At 69.1% G+C, this 15,691-nt stretch carries 12 protein-coding genes; 11 read left to right on the top strand and 1 reads right to left on the bottom strand.

Features of this window, described 5'->3' with window-relative positions:
* Positions 1–79: 79 nt before the first annotated feature.
* The 11 genes from gap (at position 80) to SGFS_RS11500 (ending at position 14,033) form a co-directional block, all read left to right on the top strand.
* Positions 80–1,078 carry a type I glyceraldehyde-3-phosphate dehydrogenase gene (gene gap / locus SGFS_RS11550; RefSeq protein ID WP_286249755.1) on the top strand — a complete coding sequence of 333 codons (999 nt, stop codon included), beginning with the start codon at positions 80–82 and terminating at the stop codon, positions 1,076–1,078.
* Positions 1,079–1,336: 258 nt separating this feature from the next.
* Positions 1,337–2,260, top strand: a complete 924-nt coding sequence (locus tag SGFS_RS11545) for a polyphosphate polymerase domain-containing protein (RefSeq protein WP_286249753.1) — start codon at positions 1,337–1,339, stop codon at positions 2,258–2,260.
* Positions 2,257–2,934 (top strand): DUF4956 domain-containing protein, encoded by a 678-nt coding sequence (locus tag SGFS_RS11540; RefSeq protein ID WP_286249751.1) that lies wholly within the window; start codon positions 2,257–2,259, stop codon positions 2,932–2,934. Before SGFS_RS11545 ends, SGFS_RS11540 begins: the two co-directional genes overlap by 4 nt.
* Positions 2,934–4,682 (top strand): CotH kinase family protein, encoded by a 1,749-nt coding sequence (locus SGFS_RS11535; RefSeq protein ID WP_286249749.1) that lies wholly within the window; start codon positions 2,934–2,936, stop codon positions 4,680–4,682. Before SGFS_RS11540 ends, SGFS_RS11535 begins: the two co-directional genes overlap by 1 nt.
* An 85-nt stretch (positions 4,683–4,767) precedes the next feature.
* Positions 4,768–5,514 carry a response regulator transcription factor gene (locus SGFS_RS11530; RefSeq protein WP_286249747.1) on the top strand — a complete coding sequence of 249 codons (747 nt, stop codon included), beginning with the start codon at positions 4,768–4,770 and terminating at the stop codon, positions 5,512–5,514.
* The gene (locus tag SGFS_RS11525; RefSeq protein ID WP_286249745.1) at positions 5,511–7,079 is read left to right on the top strand and encodes a sensor histidine kinase; all 1,569 of its coding nucleotides are present in this window, start codon (positions 5,511–5,513) and stop codon (positions 7,077–7,079) included. Before SGFS_RS11530 ends, SGFS_RS11525 begins: the two co-directional genes overlap by 4 nt.
* Positions 7,080–7,137: 58 nt before the next feature.
* Positions 7,138–7,965: a fumarylacetoacetate hydrolase family protein gene (locus SGFS_RS11520; protein ID WP_286249743.1), complete on the top strand. Its 828-nt coding sequence runs from the start codon at positions 7,138–7,140 to the stop codon at positions 7,963–7,965.
* A 165-nt stretch (positions 7,966–8,130) separates the two neighbouring features.
* Positions 8,131–9,420, top strand: a complete 1,290-nt coding sequence (locus SGFS_RS11515; protein ID WP_286249741.1) for a bifunctional glycosyltransferase family 2/GtrA family protein — start codon at positions 8,131–8,133, stop codon at positions 9,418–9,420.
* 17 nt (positions 9,421–9,437) lie between these two features.
* A complete protein-coding gene (locus SGFS_RS11510; protein ID WP_286249739.1) occupies positions 9,438–11,705 on the top strand; it encodes a glycosyltransferase family 39 protein in 2,268 nt (755 codons plus the stop codon).
* Positions 11,706–11,754: 49 nt separating this feature from the next.
* On the top strand, positions 11,755–12,498 hold the full coding sequence (locus tag SGFS_RS11505; RefSeq protein ID WP_286249737.1) for a response regulator transcription factor: 744 nt from the start codon (positions 11,755–11,757) through the stop codon (positions 12,496–12,498).
* The gene (locus SGFS_RS11500; RefSeq protein ID WP_286249735.1) at positions 12,495–14,033 is read left to right on the top strand and encodes a sensor histidine kinase; all 1,539 of its coding nucleotides are present in this window, start codon (positions 12,495–12,497) and stop codon (positions 14,031–14,033) included. Before SGFS_RS11505 ends, SGFS_RS11500 begins: the two co-directional genes overlap by 4 nt.
* 50 nt (positions 14,034–14,083) lie before the next feature.
* On the opposite strand, the gene SGFS_RS11495 is transcribed toward SGFS_RS11500, so the two are convergent.
* A complete protein-coding gene (locus SGFS_RS11495) occupies positions 14,084–15,637 on the bottom strand; it encodes a carotenoid oxygenase family protein (RefSeq protein ID WP_286249734.1) in 1,554 nt (517 codons plus the stop codon).
* Positions 15,638–15,691: the final 54 nt, after the last annotated feature.

Raw genomic sequence — 15,691 nt, 5'->3', positions numbered from 1 at the left:
TTTGAACCATGGCGATCCCGCCACTGTCAGCGGTGTCGGCCGCGGGCGAGCCTGGTGGGGAAGGGAAGGGACCCCACTCATGACTCGCATCGCCATCAACGGATTCGGCCGCATCGGACGCAATGTGCTGCGCGCACTGCTGGAGCGCGACAGCGCCCTGGAGGTCGTCGCCGTCAACGACCTCACCGAGCCCGCCACCCTCGCCCGGCTGCTCGCCTACGACAGCACGGCCGGCCGGCTCGGGCGCCCGGTGACCGTCGACGGGGACGCCCTCGTCGTCGACGGCCGTCGGATCACGGTGCTGGCCGAGCGCGAACCGGCGCAGCTACCGTGGGCCGAACTCGGCGTCGACATCGTCCTGGAGGCCACCGGCCGCTTCACCTCGGCCAAGGCCGCCCGGGCCCACCTCGACGCGGGCGCGAAGAAGGTACTCGTCAGCGCGCCGTCGGACGGCGCCGACGTCACGCTCGCGTTCGGGGTCAACACCGACGCCTACGACCCGGCCATGCACACGATCGTCTCGAACGCCTCCTGCACCACCAACGCGCTCGCGCCGCTGGCCGCGGTCCTCGACGAACTCGCCGGTATCGAACACGGGTTCATGACGACGGTGCACGCCTACACCCAGGAGCAGAACCTGCAGGACGGTCCGCACCGCGACGCCCGTCGCGCACGGGCCGCCGGCGTCAACATCGTGCCGACCACGACCGGCGCCGCCAAGGCGATCGGCCTGGTGCTGCCGAACCTCGAGGGCAAGCTGTCGGGCGACTCGATCCGCGTACCGGTGCCGGTGGGCTCGATCGTCGAACTCAACACGACCGTCGCCCGCGACGTGACGCGCGACGACGTGCTGGCGGCGTACCGCGCCGCGGCGGAGGGGCCGCTCGCCGGCGTCCTCGAGTACTCGGACGACCCGCTGGTGTCGTCCGACATCGTGGGCAATCCCGCCTCGTCGATCTTCGACTCGGCCCTCACCCGCGTCGACGGCCGCCACGTCAAGGTGGTCGCCTGGTACGACAACGAGTGGGGCTTCTCGAACCGCGTGATCGACACGCTCGAGTTCCTCGCCACCCGCTGACCGGACCCCGGGGCGGTACCCCGCCTCCGGCGACCGCTCCGGCCCGCACCTCCTCTGAGCGCTCTGGTTGACCCGTCGGGTCAACCAGAGCGCTCTTCTGCCTGTGCTGCTCTCTGTGGAGCTTTGGTGACGCGCGCGGTTCACCTTCCGGTCATCTCGAATACTCCTGGAATTACCTCGTAATTCTCAGCGCCTTCTCACATCGCACCGGTTTCGTGTGCTGCGTCGCCCGACTGGGCCGTACGACGAAGGAGGCGCATGGTGGCACTACCGGTGACCACACGGCGGAAGTCCCGGAGCCGGGAGGAAGATCAAGTCCCGGCGGAGGAACAGCCGTTGCATGTGGCCAGCAGGCTGCACGCGTTCAACCGGTTCGAGCTGAAGTACCTCGTACCGGTCGAGCAGGCGGCCGAGATCCGGGACGAGCTGGCCGAGCGGATGGACCGTGATCTGAACAGCCCTGTCGGAGGCTACGGCGTCTGGAGCCTGTACTACGACACCCCGCAGCTGCGGTTCTATTGGGAGAAGATCGAGGGCCTGAAGTTCCGGCGCAAGCTGCGCATCCGCCACTACGGCGACCTGGACGGCGTCACAGACGAGTCCCCGGTCTGCGTGGAGATCAAGCAACGCGTCAACCGGGTCACGCAGAAGCGCCGCATCACTCTCCCTTACGGTGCCGCCCGGCAGTTGTGCGACAGCCGTGAGCTGGTGGAGCACTCGCCCAAGGAACGTGCCTTCATCCACGAGGTGCTCGAACTGGTCGTACGGCTCAACCTGCAGCCCACCGCGATCACCGGCTACCAGCGCGAGGCACTGGTCGGCCGGGAGGCGGACACCGGACTGCGGGTGACCTTCGACCGGCGCATCCGCGGCCGGGACCGGGACTTCCACTTCGGCATCGCCGCACCCGAGAACCGGTTCACCATCCCACCCCACATGTCGGTGATGGAGATCAAGGTCAACGAGCGCACCCCGCACTGGATCACGGACCTTGCCGCACGCCGGAACCTCAACCTCATCCGGGTCTCCAAGTACGTGCAGTCCGTCGAGGCGTTCGGGCTGGCACCCCGATCCGTCTTCCACGTCAACGAGGCGGACTGTCCGCCGCCCACCCCCACCGAACAGTCGCTGCCCCGGCAGCGGTCGGCGCCCGAGGCGCCCTTGAAAGCAGGAGCACAGTGAACTTCGATCTGCAGGAACTCAGCGGTACGTTCAGCGTCGCCGACGTGGTCGCGGCCATGGCGCTGTCGTTCATCCTGAGCACGATGATCGGTTACGTGTACCGGTACACGCACCGCAACGTCTCCTACAGCCAGTCCTACGTCCAGACCCTCGTCATCGTCGGCATGATCGTCGCGCTGATCATGCTGGTCGTCGGGTCCAACCTGGCCCGCGCGTTCTCCCTGGTCGGAGCACTGTCCGTCGTCCGGTTCCGGAACGCGGTCAAGGAGACCAGGGACGTCGGCTTCATCTTCCTGGCCATGGCCGTGGGCATGGCCGCCGGTGCCCGTTTCTACACCCTCGCCGCGGTCGCCGCGGTGGTCATCTGCGCCGTCATCATCGTGATGTTCAAGTTCAACTGGTTCGCGCTCAACGTCCAGCGCCAGGTCGTCAAGGTCCAGGTGCCGGCCGGTGAGGACTACTCGTCCGACATCCGCGATGTCCTCATCCGCTACACCAGTGAGTTCGAGCTGGTGAGCACGGAGACGATCCGTGGCGGGGCACTGACCGAGGTGTTCTACACGGTGCGCATGAAGAAGGGCACCGAGCCCAGTGACCTGGTGACCGCGCTTCAGGAGCGGACGTCGGGCCAGCGGGTGACCGTCCTGACCGGTTACGACACGACCGACCTGTGATGTCCGGCCACAACGACACGACCCCACGGCGACGGCGCCTGCGGGACCGGATCCCCGTACGGCTGCGACACCACTGGAAGCCGGCCGGAGCCCTGTGTGCCGGTCTGGCGGTGATGGTCTATTTCTTCGGCGACGCCCGCGTCTCGCCGTACGTCACCTCCTCCTCCCGCGTGGAGGCCGACACCATCACGGAGAACGTCGAAGGCACGGTCGACCTGTACGACACCTCGGTCTCCCACTCCATCCAACTGGAGTACGACCAGACCGACTTCACCAAGATGATGAAGGAGTTCCGCGAGGACGGAACCAAGGACTACATCGAAGCGGACCTCACCATCGACGGGGTCTACCTCGAAGACGTCGGGATCCGCCTCAAGGGCAACTCCACACTGATGTCCCTGCGCGGAAGCGGCCAGGGCATGCCCGGTGGCGGCCGGACCATGCCCGAAGGAGCCGCGCAGGGCGCCCCGGACCTGCCACAGGACGGCGGGACGGGGAGCCGGGACCGCGGCCAGGGCAATGGCGGCGGTCCCGGCGGGGCCGGTGGTGCCATGGGCGGGATCACGCAGTACAACCTCTCCGACAAGAAGCCCGAGGAACTGCCGTGGCTCATCAAGGTGGACGAGTTCATCGAGGGCCGCGCCTACCAGGGCGAGCGCGAGATCTCGCTGCGCCCCGGCAGCAACGGCCAGGTGCCGGTGAACGAGGCGCTCTCGCTGAGCCTGACGGACACCACCGGTCGGAAGAACGAGAGGTACGCCTTCACGTCGGTGAAGGTGAACAGCCGTCCGGTCGCCACCCGGCTGATGGTCGAGAGCCCGGACACGGAGTACGCCGAGTCCATCGGCGACGGCAACGGAGTCCTCTACAAGGCGAGGGCCGGGGGCGGCTTCGAGTACAAGGGTGACGACCCGAGCGACTACGAGAACTCGTTCGAACAGCTCAACAAGGTCGGCAGCCAGGACCTGGAGCCGGTCATGAAGCTCATCAAGTGGGCGAACCAGGCATCGGACGAGGAGTTCGAGAAGGAACTCGACCAGTACGTGGACGTCGAGTCACTGGCCACGTACCTCGCCGCCCAGAACCTGCTGATGAACTTCGACGACATGGCCGGACCGGGCAAGAACTACCTGCTGTGGTACGACCTCGACACCAAGAAGTTCTCGGTCCTGGGGTGGGACTACAACCTCACCTTCAGCGGCGACGCGACGTCGGGTCCGGACGACGACATGGGCATGGGCGGCGCTTTCGGCGGCGGCGGAGGCGCTGCCGACGGGCAGAGCGGCCGAGGCGGCCAGGCCGCCGGTGGTCAGGGGGCGCAGAACATGCCCTCCGGAGCGCCGTCAGGGATGCCCGAAGGAATGCCCGAAGGCATGCCCTCGGGAATGCCCGAAAATCTGCCGGAGGGAATGCCGTCAGGAATACCTTCGGGCATGCCGGGTGGCGGTCAAGGCGGCCAAGGCGGTCAAGGCGAGGGCGGTGGGTTCGGCGGCCTCATGGGGCACCCCCTCAAGGAGCGCTTCCTGGACTCGGACACCTTCGATCCCGTCTACAAGAAGGCGTACAGGGAGCTGTACGAGAAGTTCTACGGCTCCGGGACCGCTCTGAAGGCGCTGAACGACATCGCCGAACAGGCGGGGAAGGCCGGTGCCGACGGCAAGGAGCTGGACTCCGCCGTCGAGAAGCTGCGCAAGACGGTCACCGAGCGCACCGACGCGCTGGCCAAGAACACGGAGGTGACCGGCTGATCTCCGACGCCCGGACGGCAGTGCCCGTGGGACGCCGTCCGGGCGTTCGGCGCACCGCGAATTTCATGACAACAAAGGAATCTCCATGCCCGTTGCGCCGTCGGCGTCCGCGCCGCCCCGACACAACGTGCTTGTCGTCGAGGACGACCCAAGCATCCGAACCCTGCTCACTTCAGCCCTGCACGCCGCCGGATACTCGGTGAGCACCGCTGACACCGGTCGGACCGCCATGTTCGAGGCGGGCCGCAGCCAGCCCGATCTGATCGTGCTGGACGTGGGCCTCCCGGACATCGACGGCTTCGAGGTGACCCGTCACCTGCGCGCGGAGGGCGTCTACACACCCGTACTGTTCCTGACGGCCCGCACCGACGTCGAGGACCGCATCATCGGCCTCAGTTCCGGCGGCGACGACTACGTCACGAAGCCCTTCCACGTACAGGAGGTGCTGCTGCGCATCCGTGCCATCCTGCGGCGCAGCGACATGCCGCCGGGCGTCGGGGCCAGACGGCCGCCGTTGCGATACGCGGATCTTGTGCTGGACGAGCAGACGCACGAGGTGTGGCGGGCGGGCTTGCCGGTCCAGCTGTCGCCGACCGAGTTCCGGCTGCTGGTCTGTCTGCTGGCCCAGCCGGAACGAGTGGTGGGCAAAAAGGAGATTCTGACCGAGGTCTGGCACTACGACTTCGCGGGTGACGCCCGCATCGTCGACACCTACGTACGTAATCTGCGGCGCAAGATCGACCGGTGCGAACCCCAGCTGATCCAGACGATCCGCGGTGTCGGCTACTGTCTGCGGGCCGCCCGTCCCGGGCCGGGAGCGGCGGCGCTGTGAGGCAGTGGCCGAGGCGACTGAAGCCGCGCTCGCTGCGGGCCCGGCTGGTGCTCGGCGCCACGCTGCTGGCCACCTCGGCGGTCCTGCTCTGCCAGGCGGCGGGGCTCGCCCTGCTCCACGCCTGGCTCACGGACCAGGTCGACGGTCGGCTCACCCGATTCCAGCCAATGGCCCGGCTCTACCAGGACGTGGCCGAAGGACGGATGGCGGCAGGGGTGACCACCAGGAACGACACCCTCCCCTCGGACTACCGCGTGTACTTCTACGACAGTGACGGACACAGGCTGGCCGGATCACTGAGTGGCGACGGGGGCGGTGCAGGGCCACGGCTGCCCCGGTCCGAGTCGGCACTCGGTCTGAAGAACGGCCGGCCGGCCACGCTTGCCGCGACCGACGGCGGCGGCACCTGGCGGGTGATCACGCGATCCGGCGCGGACGGCACCAGGGTCGTGGTGGCGCTGCCCCTGAAAGAGGTGGACGAGGCGACCTCCAGGATGCTGTGGTTCAGCCTCACCGTGGGAGTGGCCGTCGCAGTCGGCGTCGTCCTCTTCGGCAACCTGGTGGTGCGACTGGGACTACGGCCGCTGACCCGAGTCGAGCGCACCGCCCGGCGCATCGCTGACGGCGAGTCGCAGCTGAGTGTTCCGGACGGGTATGCCGTCACGGAGGTCGGCCACCTCAGCCGCGCGTTGAACACCATGCTCGACCGGTTGCGCACCGCGTTGCACCGCACCGAGGCGTCCGAGCAGCAGCTGCGCCACTTTCTTGCGGACGCCGGGCATGAACTGCGCACGCCGCTCACCTCCCTGCAGGGCTTCGCCGAACTCCTCGTACAGGAACCGGAGATGAGTCCGCAGCGACGCCAGGAGGCGCAGCAGCTGATCGTGTGGAACGCCGAGCGCATGAGCCGTCTCGTCGACAGCCTGTCCCAGCTGGCCAAGCTGGGTGATGTGCCCGCCATGCGGTGGCAGGCGGTCGACCTGCTCTCTCTGGCCGCCGACAGCATCGCTGCCGTCGCCCTGCAGCACCCCGACCGCGGCATCGGCCTCGGCGCCCTGTCGGACCCGCAGGACGATCCTCACGAAGCCGAGCTGGACGTCGTCGATGTCATCGGCGATCCTCATCAACTGGCGCAGATCCTGTCGAACCTGCTCACCAACGCCTGCGTCCACACCCCGCCCGGGACGCACGTTCAGGTGCGCTTCGGCACCCTCCGCATCCGCCCGCACGGTCGAGGCACGGATGTGCCGGACCGTACCAGCGCCAATCCGCCCCTGGCCCCTGGGACTCTCGCCTGCGCCGTCGAGGTGGCCGATGACGGGACCGGCCTCGCGCCGCCGGACGCGCGGCGGGTGTTCGAGCGCTTCTACCGCGCCGATTCCTCCGAGCGAGCAGCTGCGGGCTCCGGCCTGGGACTGGCGATCGCCTCCAGCGCCGCGGAGGCCAACGGCGGGCGTCTGGAGCTCGACACCCGGCCGGGCGAGGGCTGCATCTTCCGCCTGCTCCTGCCGTTTCGACCCGCCGCCGCGTCCACGCCCGTCCCGGTTTCCAGTACGTGCGGATGACGCCGCTCACGACATCGACGACATCAATGAAGACATCAATACCGAAGGAGTGTCACCGGTGAAGCTCAGTACCGTACGACTGGGACGAGACCGCACATCCGCCGCGCGTCTGCAGAAGAAGCACTGCGTGCTGCTGCCGTACCCGGATGTCGGGGCGTTGATCGCGTCGGGCGACGGCTGGCGGGAACGGGCCGGTGCCGAGACCGGTGAGCGCCACCGGCTGGAGGACGTCTCCTATGCGCCACTGATCGTCCGGCCGGGCAGGATTGTTCGCCTTGATCTCAACTATGCCTCCCGTGCACGGGAGTTGGGGTGGCCCCTTCCCGAGGCTCCGGAATTCTCGGTGTCGTACGGCGGCCATGTCGTCGTGGGTGCCGACGACGACATCTGCCTGCCGGCCGAGGGGCAGGACGTGGACTGGGGCGTGGAGCTCGGCCTGGTGATGGGGCGCCGGGCCCGTGAAGTGACGGCTGAAACGGCCCTGGGTCACGTCGCGGGATACACCGTGACCAGCAACATCACCGCGTGGAGCCGCCCGGACGGCATCCCCGCGCCCAGGGCGTCCGCCACCGTCACCACCCCGACGGGGCCGACCCTGGTCACCACCGACGACGTACCGATGGGCGGTCGCGGCCTGACGATGAACTGCCTCGTCGACGGGCGCGTGACGCAGAAGGCGAACACGTCGGAACTGCTCTTCGACGTCGCGACCGTCATCGCGCACGTCAGCACCGTCGTCACCCTGCGGCCCGGCGACCTGATCACGACGGGAACACCGGCCGGGGCGGGCACCGGCCGTGAGCCCGACGTAGCTCTGCGGATGCGCACCGAAGTGGTCAGTTCGATCAAGGGCGTCGGCGAACTACGCAACACCCTGGTGCGGTAGTGCTCCCGGTGGACCGCGGCAGCACTTTCGGCCATTGATCTGACTCTCCGTCAGTTCTCGGTATTCTCCCCCCACCCCCACAGGCGAGACGGCAACAGTGAGGCCGCGGCCCTCGACCAGGGCCTGTGAGCCGCAGTCTGCCGTCCCCTCATGCCTGAGGAAGCCATGACTCCCACCCCCCACCTCACCGAAATCGCCGCCCGCGTGGAGCGTCCCGCCCCCTTCCAGCCCGTAGAACGGTCGCTTCTCCCACACGCCGGTACCGCGACGGTGGACATCGTCGTTCCGGTCTACAACGAGGAGCGAGCCCTGCCCGGGTGCCTGCGCACGCTCCACGCCCGTCTGTCCCAGGGCTTCCCGTTCCCCTGGCGGATCACCGTCGCCGACAACGCCAGCACCGACGAAACCCTCGCCACCGCCCGTCGTCTCGCGGACGAGCTGCCCGGCGTCGGCGTCGTCCACCTGGACCGCAAGGGCCGCGGACTGGCGCTGCGCACCGTCTGGGGCGCCAGCGACGCGGACATCGTGGCGTACATGGACGTGGACCTCTCCACCGGCCTCGACGGACTGCTCCCGCTGGTCGCGCCCCTGGCCAGCGGCCACTCGGACGTCGCGATCGGCTCCCGGCTGGCTTCCGGAGCACGCACGGTGCGCGGGCCGCGCCGCGAGTTCATCTCCCGCTGCTACAACGGCATCATCCGGCTCACCCACGGAGTCCGCTTCACCGACGCCCAGTGCGGATTCAAGGCGGCCCGCACGGAGGTACTCCGGCCACTGCTGGAAGTGACCCGCGACGACGCGTGGTTCTTCGACACCGAGCTGCTCCTGCTCGCCGAGCACAACGGACTGCGTATCCACGAGGTCCCGGTCGACTGGGTCGAGGACATCGACACCCGGGTGGACGTGGTGAGCACCGCCACGGACGACCTGCGGGGCCTGTGGCGCATGGCGCGGCTCAAGGCGTCCGGTGACGCCCGGGTCGAGGTGCGGCCACGCCCCGAGCCGGCCGCCGAACACCCCGACGCCGTCCTCGCCCCCTCCACGCGACGCGGTGTGCTGTCGTGGGAGGTCGGCTGTTTCCTCGCGATCGGTGTCGTCTCCACGGTCGGACAGGCCTTGCTGTATTGGCTGTTGCGCGGTTGGTGGTCTCCGGCCGTCGCCAACCTGATCTCGCTGTTCGCCCTCACCGTCCTCAACACCGAGGCGAACCGACGCCTCACCTTCCGGCACTCCACCACCCCGCCCGCACGTGCGCACCTCGGTGCCGGAGGTCTGTTCGTCCTCGGCTATCTGGTCACGTCCACGGCGGTGCTGTGGTTCAAGTGGCTCGAACCCGGTGCCTCACCGGCCGCGGAGACCGCCGTCCTCGCCACGGCGTCCGTCGCGGTCACCTGCGTGCGCTTCGCCGCGCTGCGGCTGGCTGTCTTCGCCGCCCCCCGTAGCCGTACCCGTTGACGAGAGCGAATCCTGACATGACCAACTACGCGCACATCAGGCCCGCACCGGCGGCATCGGCACACGACGGGAGGCGCACGAGTACGTCCGTCCGCTCGCTCCCCGCCTGGGCGGCACCCGCGGCGCTCGGAGCCGTCCTCGTGCTCGCTGCCGTCCTGTACGGATGGGCACTGGGCTCCCTGGGGTGGGGCAACAGCTACTACTCGGCGGCAGTGAAGTCGATGGGGAAGAGCTGGACCAACTTCCTCTTCGGAGCCTTCGACCCGGCGGGCGTGATCACGGTCGACAAGCCCCCGGCCGCGCTGTGGCCGCAGGTGATCAGCAGCAAGATCTTCGGGATGCACGGCTGGGCGCTGATCCTGCCGCAGGTCCTCGAAGGTGTGGCCGGGGTGGTGGTGCTGCACCGCACCGTGCGCCGCTGGGCGGGGGAGGGGGCGGCACTGATCGCGGCTCTGGTGCTCACCCTGACGCCCATCACCGTGGCCATCAACCGGGACAACAACCCGGACACGCTGCTGGTCCTGCTGCTGGTGTCGGCGGCGTACGCGCTCACCCGTGCGCTGCAGGCCGAGGGCCGGGCCGAGACCTGGTGGCTGTGCGCGAGCGGCTTCCTCATCGGGTGCGGATTCCTCACCAAAATGCTCGCCGCCTGGATGGTCATTCCCGCGTTCGCCGTCGCCTGGCTCGTGGGAGGAAGCGGCGCCTGGATACCGCGAGTGCGGCGTCTGCTGGGCGCGGGAGCCATCCTGGCGGCGTCCTCCCTGTGGTGGGTCGCCATGGTGGCCCTGTGGCCGGGCGACCGCCCCTACATCGGAGGCAGCAAGGACGGCTCGGCCTGGGACCTCGTGATCGGCTACAACGGGCTGGGGAGGGTCTTCGGCTCCAGCGGCGGAGCATCCCAGACGCCGGGCGGATTCACCGGGGGATTCGGCGGGCAGGCCGGCCTGGGCCGGCTGTTCGGCGAACAGGTGGGCGGTCAGATCAGCTGGCTGCTGCCGGTCTGCGCGCTGGCCCTGGCCGTCGCCGTCGTCGGCCTGGTGCTGCGCCGACGCGGCGGACTGCCCGACTCCGCCGTACTGCCGGCATCCGGCTGGCTGCTGTGGGGAACCTGGCTGGTGGTCTGCGGCATCGTGTTCTCGACCCAGAAGGGCATTTTCCATCCCTACTACACCACTCAGCTCGCCCCGGCGATCGCCGCCCTGTGCGGCGGACTGATGGCTGCCCTCGTCCGCGTCCACCGCGCCGGCCCGCGCTGGGCGCCTCTGGTGGGCGCCGCCGCGGTCGTGGTGAGCGTGTCCTGGGCCGTGACGCTGGTCCGCCGCGCGCCCGACTGGAACGGCTGGCTGGTGTGGCCCGTGCTGTTGGTCGGCTCCGCCGCGGTCGTCCTGCTGGTGCTGTCACGACGCAGTGGCCGACTGCTGACGGTTGCCTGTTGCGCCGCGGTCGCATCGGGTCTGCTGGCGCCGGGAGCCTGGGCGGTGACCGTACCCGGCTCGACCGACATGGGGGGCTCCAACCCGACGGCCGGTCCCCTGTCCGCCGGATTCGGCGGTGGCGGTGGCATGCCCGGGCAACGCCCGAACGGTGGAGGCCTTCCCTCGGGCATGCCGTCCGGGATGCCGTCGAACATGCCGGGCCTTCCCGGCGGTGACGTCTCTTCGGGGCGGTCCGGCCAACCCTCGTCCGGCGGATTGCCGTCCGGGATGCCGTCCGGGATGCCTTCCGGCATGCCCACGCAGGGAGCGGACGGCATGCCCGGTGCGCCCGGAGGTTCGAGCTCGAACGACCGCGGCACACCGTCGTTCCCGGGTGCCGGCTCTGGAAGGGCACCTGGTGGGCGCGGCGGCTTCGGCAGTGGGGAACTCACCGCTGACCAGCGCAAGATCGTTCAGTACGCCGTCGAGCACGCACCCGACGCACGCATCAAGCTCGCCGTCGAGGGCGGCGCCCTCAACGCCAGCGCCTTCATCCTGGGCACCGAGGAGACCGTGATCGGCATGGGAGGCTTCACCAACAGCGACAACGCGCCGTCGGTGGCCCAGTTGGAGAAGTGGACCAAGAACGGCGAACTACGCTATGTCCTGGGCTCCGGCACGAACGGCGGCGGCCTGCCGGGCCTGTCCGGCGGATACACCGAGCAGCGCTCCGACTGGATCGCCGACCACTGCACCATGGTTCCGGCGTCGGCCTACGGCGGCACCTCCGGCACGTCGTCACAGAACAACGGCGGCGGTGCGATGGGATTCGGAGGAAGCAACGTGCTCTACGACTGCGCCGCCAAGTGACCGACGCCCGAGCGACGGTCGCGACACGGCAGAACGGACCAGCAGACGCATGACCGAGCAGCCCGCAGCCGCGCGGCCGCGACATCGGCTCCTCGTGGTCGAGGACGAGCCCAGCATTCGCACCCTGCTGGAGGCGACGCTTCGCCTGACCGGATACGAGGTGAGCAGCACCGACACCGGACAGGCGGCCCTCCTGGAGGTCGAGCGCCTGGAACCGCATCTGGTGCTGCTGGACGTGATGCTGCCCGACCTGGACGGCTTCGAGGTGACCCGCAGGCTGCGGGCGGCAGGCAACGACTGTCCGATCCTGTTCCTGACCGCCCGCACCGGCACCGACGATCGCATCACCGGCCTCAGTGCCGGCGGGGACGACTACGTCGCCAAACCCTTCAGCATCGAGGAGGTGCTGCTGCGCATCGAGGCCATTCTGCGTCGCACGGCGCCGGCCGCCGAACGGCAGGTGGCGCCGAGTGTTCTGCGCTACGCCGACCTCGAACTCGACGAGGGCGCCCACGAGGTGCACCGCGCAGGGCAGTACATCGCCCTGTCGCCAACAGAGTTCAAGCTCCTGGCCTACCTCCTGTCGAACGCGGGCCAGGTGGTGACCAAGGTCCAGATCCTCGACCACGTCTGGAGCTACGACTTCGCCGGTGACTCCCGGATCATCGAAACGTACGTCAGGTACCTGCGCAGGAAGATCGATTGCTTCGAGCCGCCACTGATCCATACTGTGCGGGGCGTCGGCTACTGCCTGCGGCTTCCCCGCGACCACGCAGGGCCGTCGGACCATTGACCCGGTTCCTCCCCCGGCCGCCCAAATCGCTGCGGCGCCGCCTCATCCTCGGCGCCGCTCTGCTCGCCACCGTGGCAGTCCTGACCTCCCAGGCGATCGGCTATGTGGTGCTTCGGTCCTGGCTGCTGGACCGCGTCGACGAGCAGCTGGTCGAGTTCCATCCACCGGCTCCCGCCTTTTACGACGCGCTCCAAGGCAGGCTCCCGCACCCGGGAGAACGGCCGGACGTGCTTCCCTCGGACTTCCACATCTACTTCTACGACTCCTCCGGGCACCGTCTGCACGACTCCCTGGGCTCCGAGACCAAGCCAGGGCCTCGGTTGGCCGATCACGCGGAGGACCTCGGGCTGCAGGACGGGCACCCCGAAACCGTGCCCGCCATCAGTGGTGACGGCCGCTGGCGGGTGCTGCTGAACCCCGGTCCGGACGGCATGAGCGCGGTGGTCACCCTTCCGCTCGACACCGTCGACGGCGCCACATCGAAGCTCCTGTGGCTGAACGCCGTGCTGCTCGCCGTCACGATCGTCGCCCTGATCGCCCTGGGCCGGTGGGTGGTTCGTCTGGGGCTGCTGCCCCTGACCAGAATGGAACGGACGGCTCAGGACATCACCGCAGGCCGGCTCGATCTGCGGTTGGCCGACACCGATGCGCGTACCGAGATCGGACGACTCGGCCGGGTCCTGAACTCCATGCTCGACCGCCTGCAGAAGGCGCTGTTGGCCCGAGAGGCATCGGAGGCCCGCCTTCGCCGGTTCGTCGCCGACGCCGGGCACGAACTGCGCACGCCGCTCACCGCCATCCAGGGCTACGCCCAACTTGCCCTCCGCCCGGAACAGCGCTCGGCCCTCGAACGAAACGAGGCCAACCGGTTCATCGCACAGAACGCGGAACGCATGAGTCTGCTCGTCGACGACCTCCAGTTGCTCGCGACCCTGGACAAGGAACCTTCCTACCGCAGGGAGCGGGTCGACCTGCTGTCCCTCGCGGCGGACGCCGTCAGCGCCGCCGCCGTCCACAGCGAGTCCCACCGCGTCGACCTCGGCCCGCTGCGCACCCCGGCCGATCCCACCGGGGCCGAGGAACTCGACATCGCGGAGACCGTCGGCGACCCGCACCGATTGCGTCAGATCGTGGAGAACCTGCTCTCCAACGCCCGCACCCACACCCCGCCGGGCACCCGCGTCCACGTTCGTGTCGGCACGACCGAGGCGGGTCCCGGAACCGGAGGCACGGACCGACCCGGACGCACCACCGCTTCACCGCCCTTGCCGGAGGGCCTGCCGATCAGCGTGATCGAGGTGGCGGACGAAGGGCCGGGCCTCGAACCCGTCCACGCCGAGCTCGTTTTCGAGCGCTTCTACCGCGCCGACCCCGCCCGCTCCCGCATCCACGGCGGCAGCGGCCTCGGCCTGGCCATCGCCGCGACCATCGCCGAGGGCCACGGCGGCCGCCTCGAACTCGACACGACCCCCGGCCGCGGCTGCACCTTCCGCCTGGTCCTGCCCGCAGCCGCCTCGGGCCAGGAACCCAGCTGATCACGGTTTCCGGCGAGACCTCCCGCAAGACGCGTGATGCGGTAGACAGGTCAGTTCGCGTCGCTGCGGGCAGCCACAGCCTGATCGAGCATGGTCCGGTCGGCCCAGTTGCCGTGGAAGCCGAAGGGCACGCGGCTGGGCAGTCTCACCCGGGCCAGAGGGGTGCGTCGCAGGTCGGCAGCGTCGTGGATGAGGAGTTCGCTCAGGCCGGTCTCGCGGTTCCACCACAGGGTGAGCAGATAGCCGTCGTCCTCGGCGACGGCGTTCTCGCGGGCGACGAAGACCGGCTCGCCGGGGTTGGTGAGGTGGTCCGGTCCCTCGACGACCGTGGTGGAGTCGCGCAGGGCGTCGTGCTTGGCGAGACCGTCGCTCATGGTGTCGTCGGCCAGGTAGCGGGTCGTGACGAAATAGCCGTAGCGATGACGCCGGCCGGTGTAGGCGTCGTTGATCCTCGGGAACTCTCCGGCGACGCCGCCGACCATCTCCTCCGTCGCCCGGCCGGTCGCCAGGTCCACGCGCCAGCGGTGGGGCAGCGACGGCGGGAACCAGGAGTGGGACGTCACCGGCGTCTCCAGCCGGTCGGCCGGTGTGCCGAGGCGGGTGATGCGGTGTCCGTCGATGACGACCTGTCCGTCGTCCTCGTAGGCGTTGTAGAAGTGGGTGTTGGCCCAGTGGCCGCCCACCTCGTGCCGACTGACGGCGTGTGTCTGCCGGTTCATGAGCACGATCTGCACGCCGTGCGGCAGCGACGCCTCGTCCCAGACCACGCCCGGCTCGCCCCGCATGATGTGGTCCAGGCGGAACTGCGCCGGGGTGACGAAGAAGATCGCGTAGTTGTCGCTGACGGCGAAGTCGTGCATCAGCACCGGCACCTTGATGTCGAAGCTGTGGCTGTCGACGACCTGCCCGGTCTTCACGTCCGCCCGGTACCAGGTGATGATCGGCCCGGTCGCGGCGAAGAACAGCATGTCCCCGGTGTCGGGGTCGATCTTGTAGTGGGCGGTGCAGAGGACGTCGATGCCGCCGTGGAAGTCGTAACTGCCGTACGTCTCCAGCGTTTCGGGGTGCATCGAGTACGGCAGGCCGCCCTCGAAGTAGACCAGCAGGTGGTCGTCGAAGATGCCCACGTTGGTGTTGGCGACATTCTTCGCGGGCGGGGCCGCCGCGGGGAGTGGAGCGGTCGTACCGCCGTTGGCGAAGCCGCTGTAGACCGCCTCGCCCTGCTCGACCTCGAACTTCATGGAGTCGGTCATCACCCAGCGGGTGCGGTAGGCGGCGCGCCCGTCACGCAGGTAGAGGCCGCAGACCATGCCGTCGCCCTCCCACCAGTGGTAGCGGTCGGGATCGCGCGGCTGGAAGCGGGGGTTGGAGGAGATGCGAAACAGGGCTCCGGCGAGGTCTTCGGGGATCTGGCCGTCGACCTCCAGGTCGTACGCGCCGCTCTCCTCCGTCCAGGGGGTGAACGGGCCTTCCAGGAACTTGTTTCCGGGCGCCCAGCCGGCGGCGTCCTGGGCGAGCCGTGGGGTCGGCGGGTGCCCGGTGGCACGCGGCGCGATCGTCATGGGATCGGGCAGGGACGGGCCCTGCCGCGAAGGAGGTGTCATCTGGAGCGCTCCAAGTGCGGGTGAAACGTGGGTGAGAGGCCAGGACGGAGATCG

The organism is Streptomyces graminofaciens, from assembly GCF_030294945.1.
Lineage (GTDB): Bacteria > Actinomycetota > Actinomycetes > Streptomycetales > Streptomycetaceae > Streptomyces > Streptomyces graminofaciens.
The sequence above is the reverse complement of the archived record's forward strand: the minus strand, read 5'-3'. Positions and strand labels throughout refer to the sequence as shown.

What these genes read in the sequence shown, in the direction of transcription:
- gap (WP_286249755.1), top strand. Translation starts at nt 80, where the DNA reads ATGACTCGCATCGCCATCAACGGATTCGGCCGCATCGGACGCAATGTG.
- SGFS_RS11545 (WP_286249753.1), top strand. Translation starts at nt 1,337, where the DNA reads ATGGTGGCACTACCGGTGACCACACGGCGGAAGTCCCGGAGCCGGGAG.
- SGFS_RS11535 (WP_286249749.1), top strand. Translation starts at nt 2,934, where the DNA reads ATGTCCGGCCACAACGACACGACCCCACGGCGACGGCGCCTGCGGGAC.
- SGFS_RS11530 (WP_286249747.1), top strand. Translation starts at nt 4,768, where the DNA reads ATGCCCGTTGCGCCGTCGGCGTCCGCGCCGCCCCGACACAACGTGCTT.
- SGFS_RS11515 (WP_286249741.1), top strand. Translation starts at nt 8,131, where the DNA reads ATGACTCCCACCCCCCACCTCACCGAAATCGCCGCCCGCGTGGAGCGT.
- SGFS_RS11510 (WP_286249739.1), top strand. Translation starts at nt 9,438, where the DNA reads ATGACCAACTACGCGCACATCAGGCCCGCACCGGCGGCATCGGCACAC.
- SGFS_RS11505 (WP_286249737.1), top strand. Translation starts at nt 11,755, where the DNA reads ATGACCGAGCAGCCCGCAGCCGCGCGGCCGCGACATCGGCTCCTCGTG.
- SGFS_RS11495 (WP_286249734.1), bottom strand. Translation starts at nt 15,637, where the DNA reads ATGACACCTCCTTCGCGGCAGGGCCCGTCCCTGCCCGATCCCATGACG.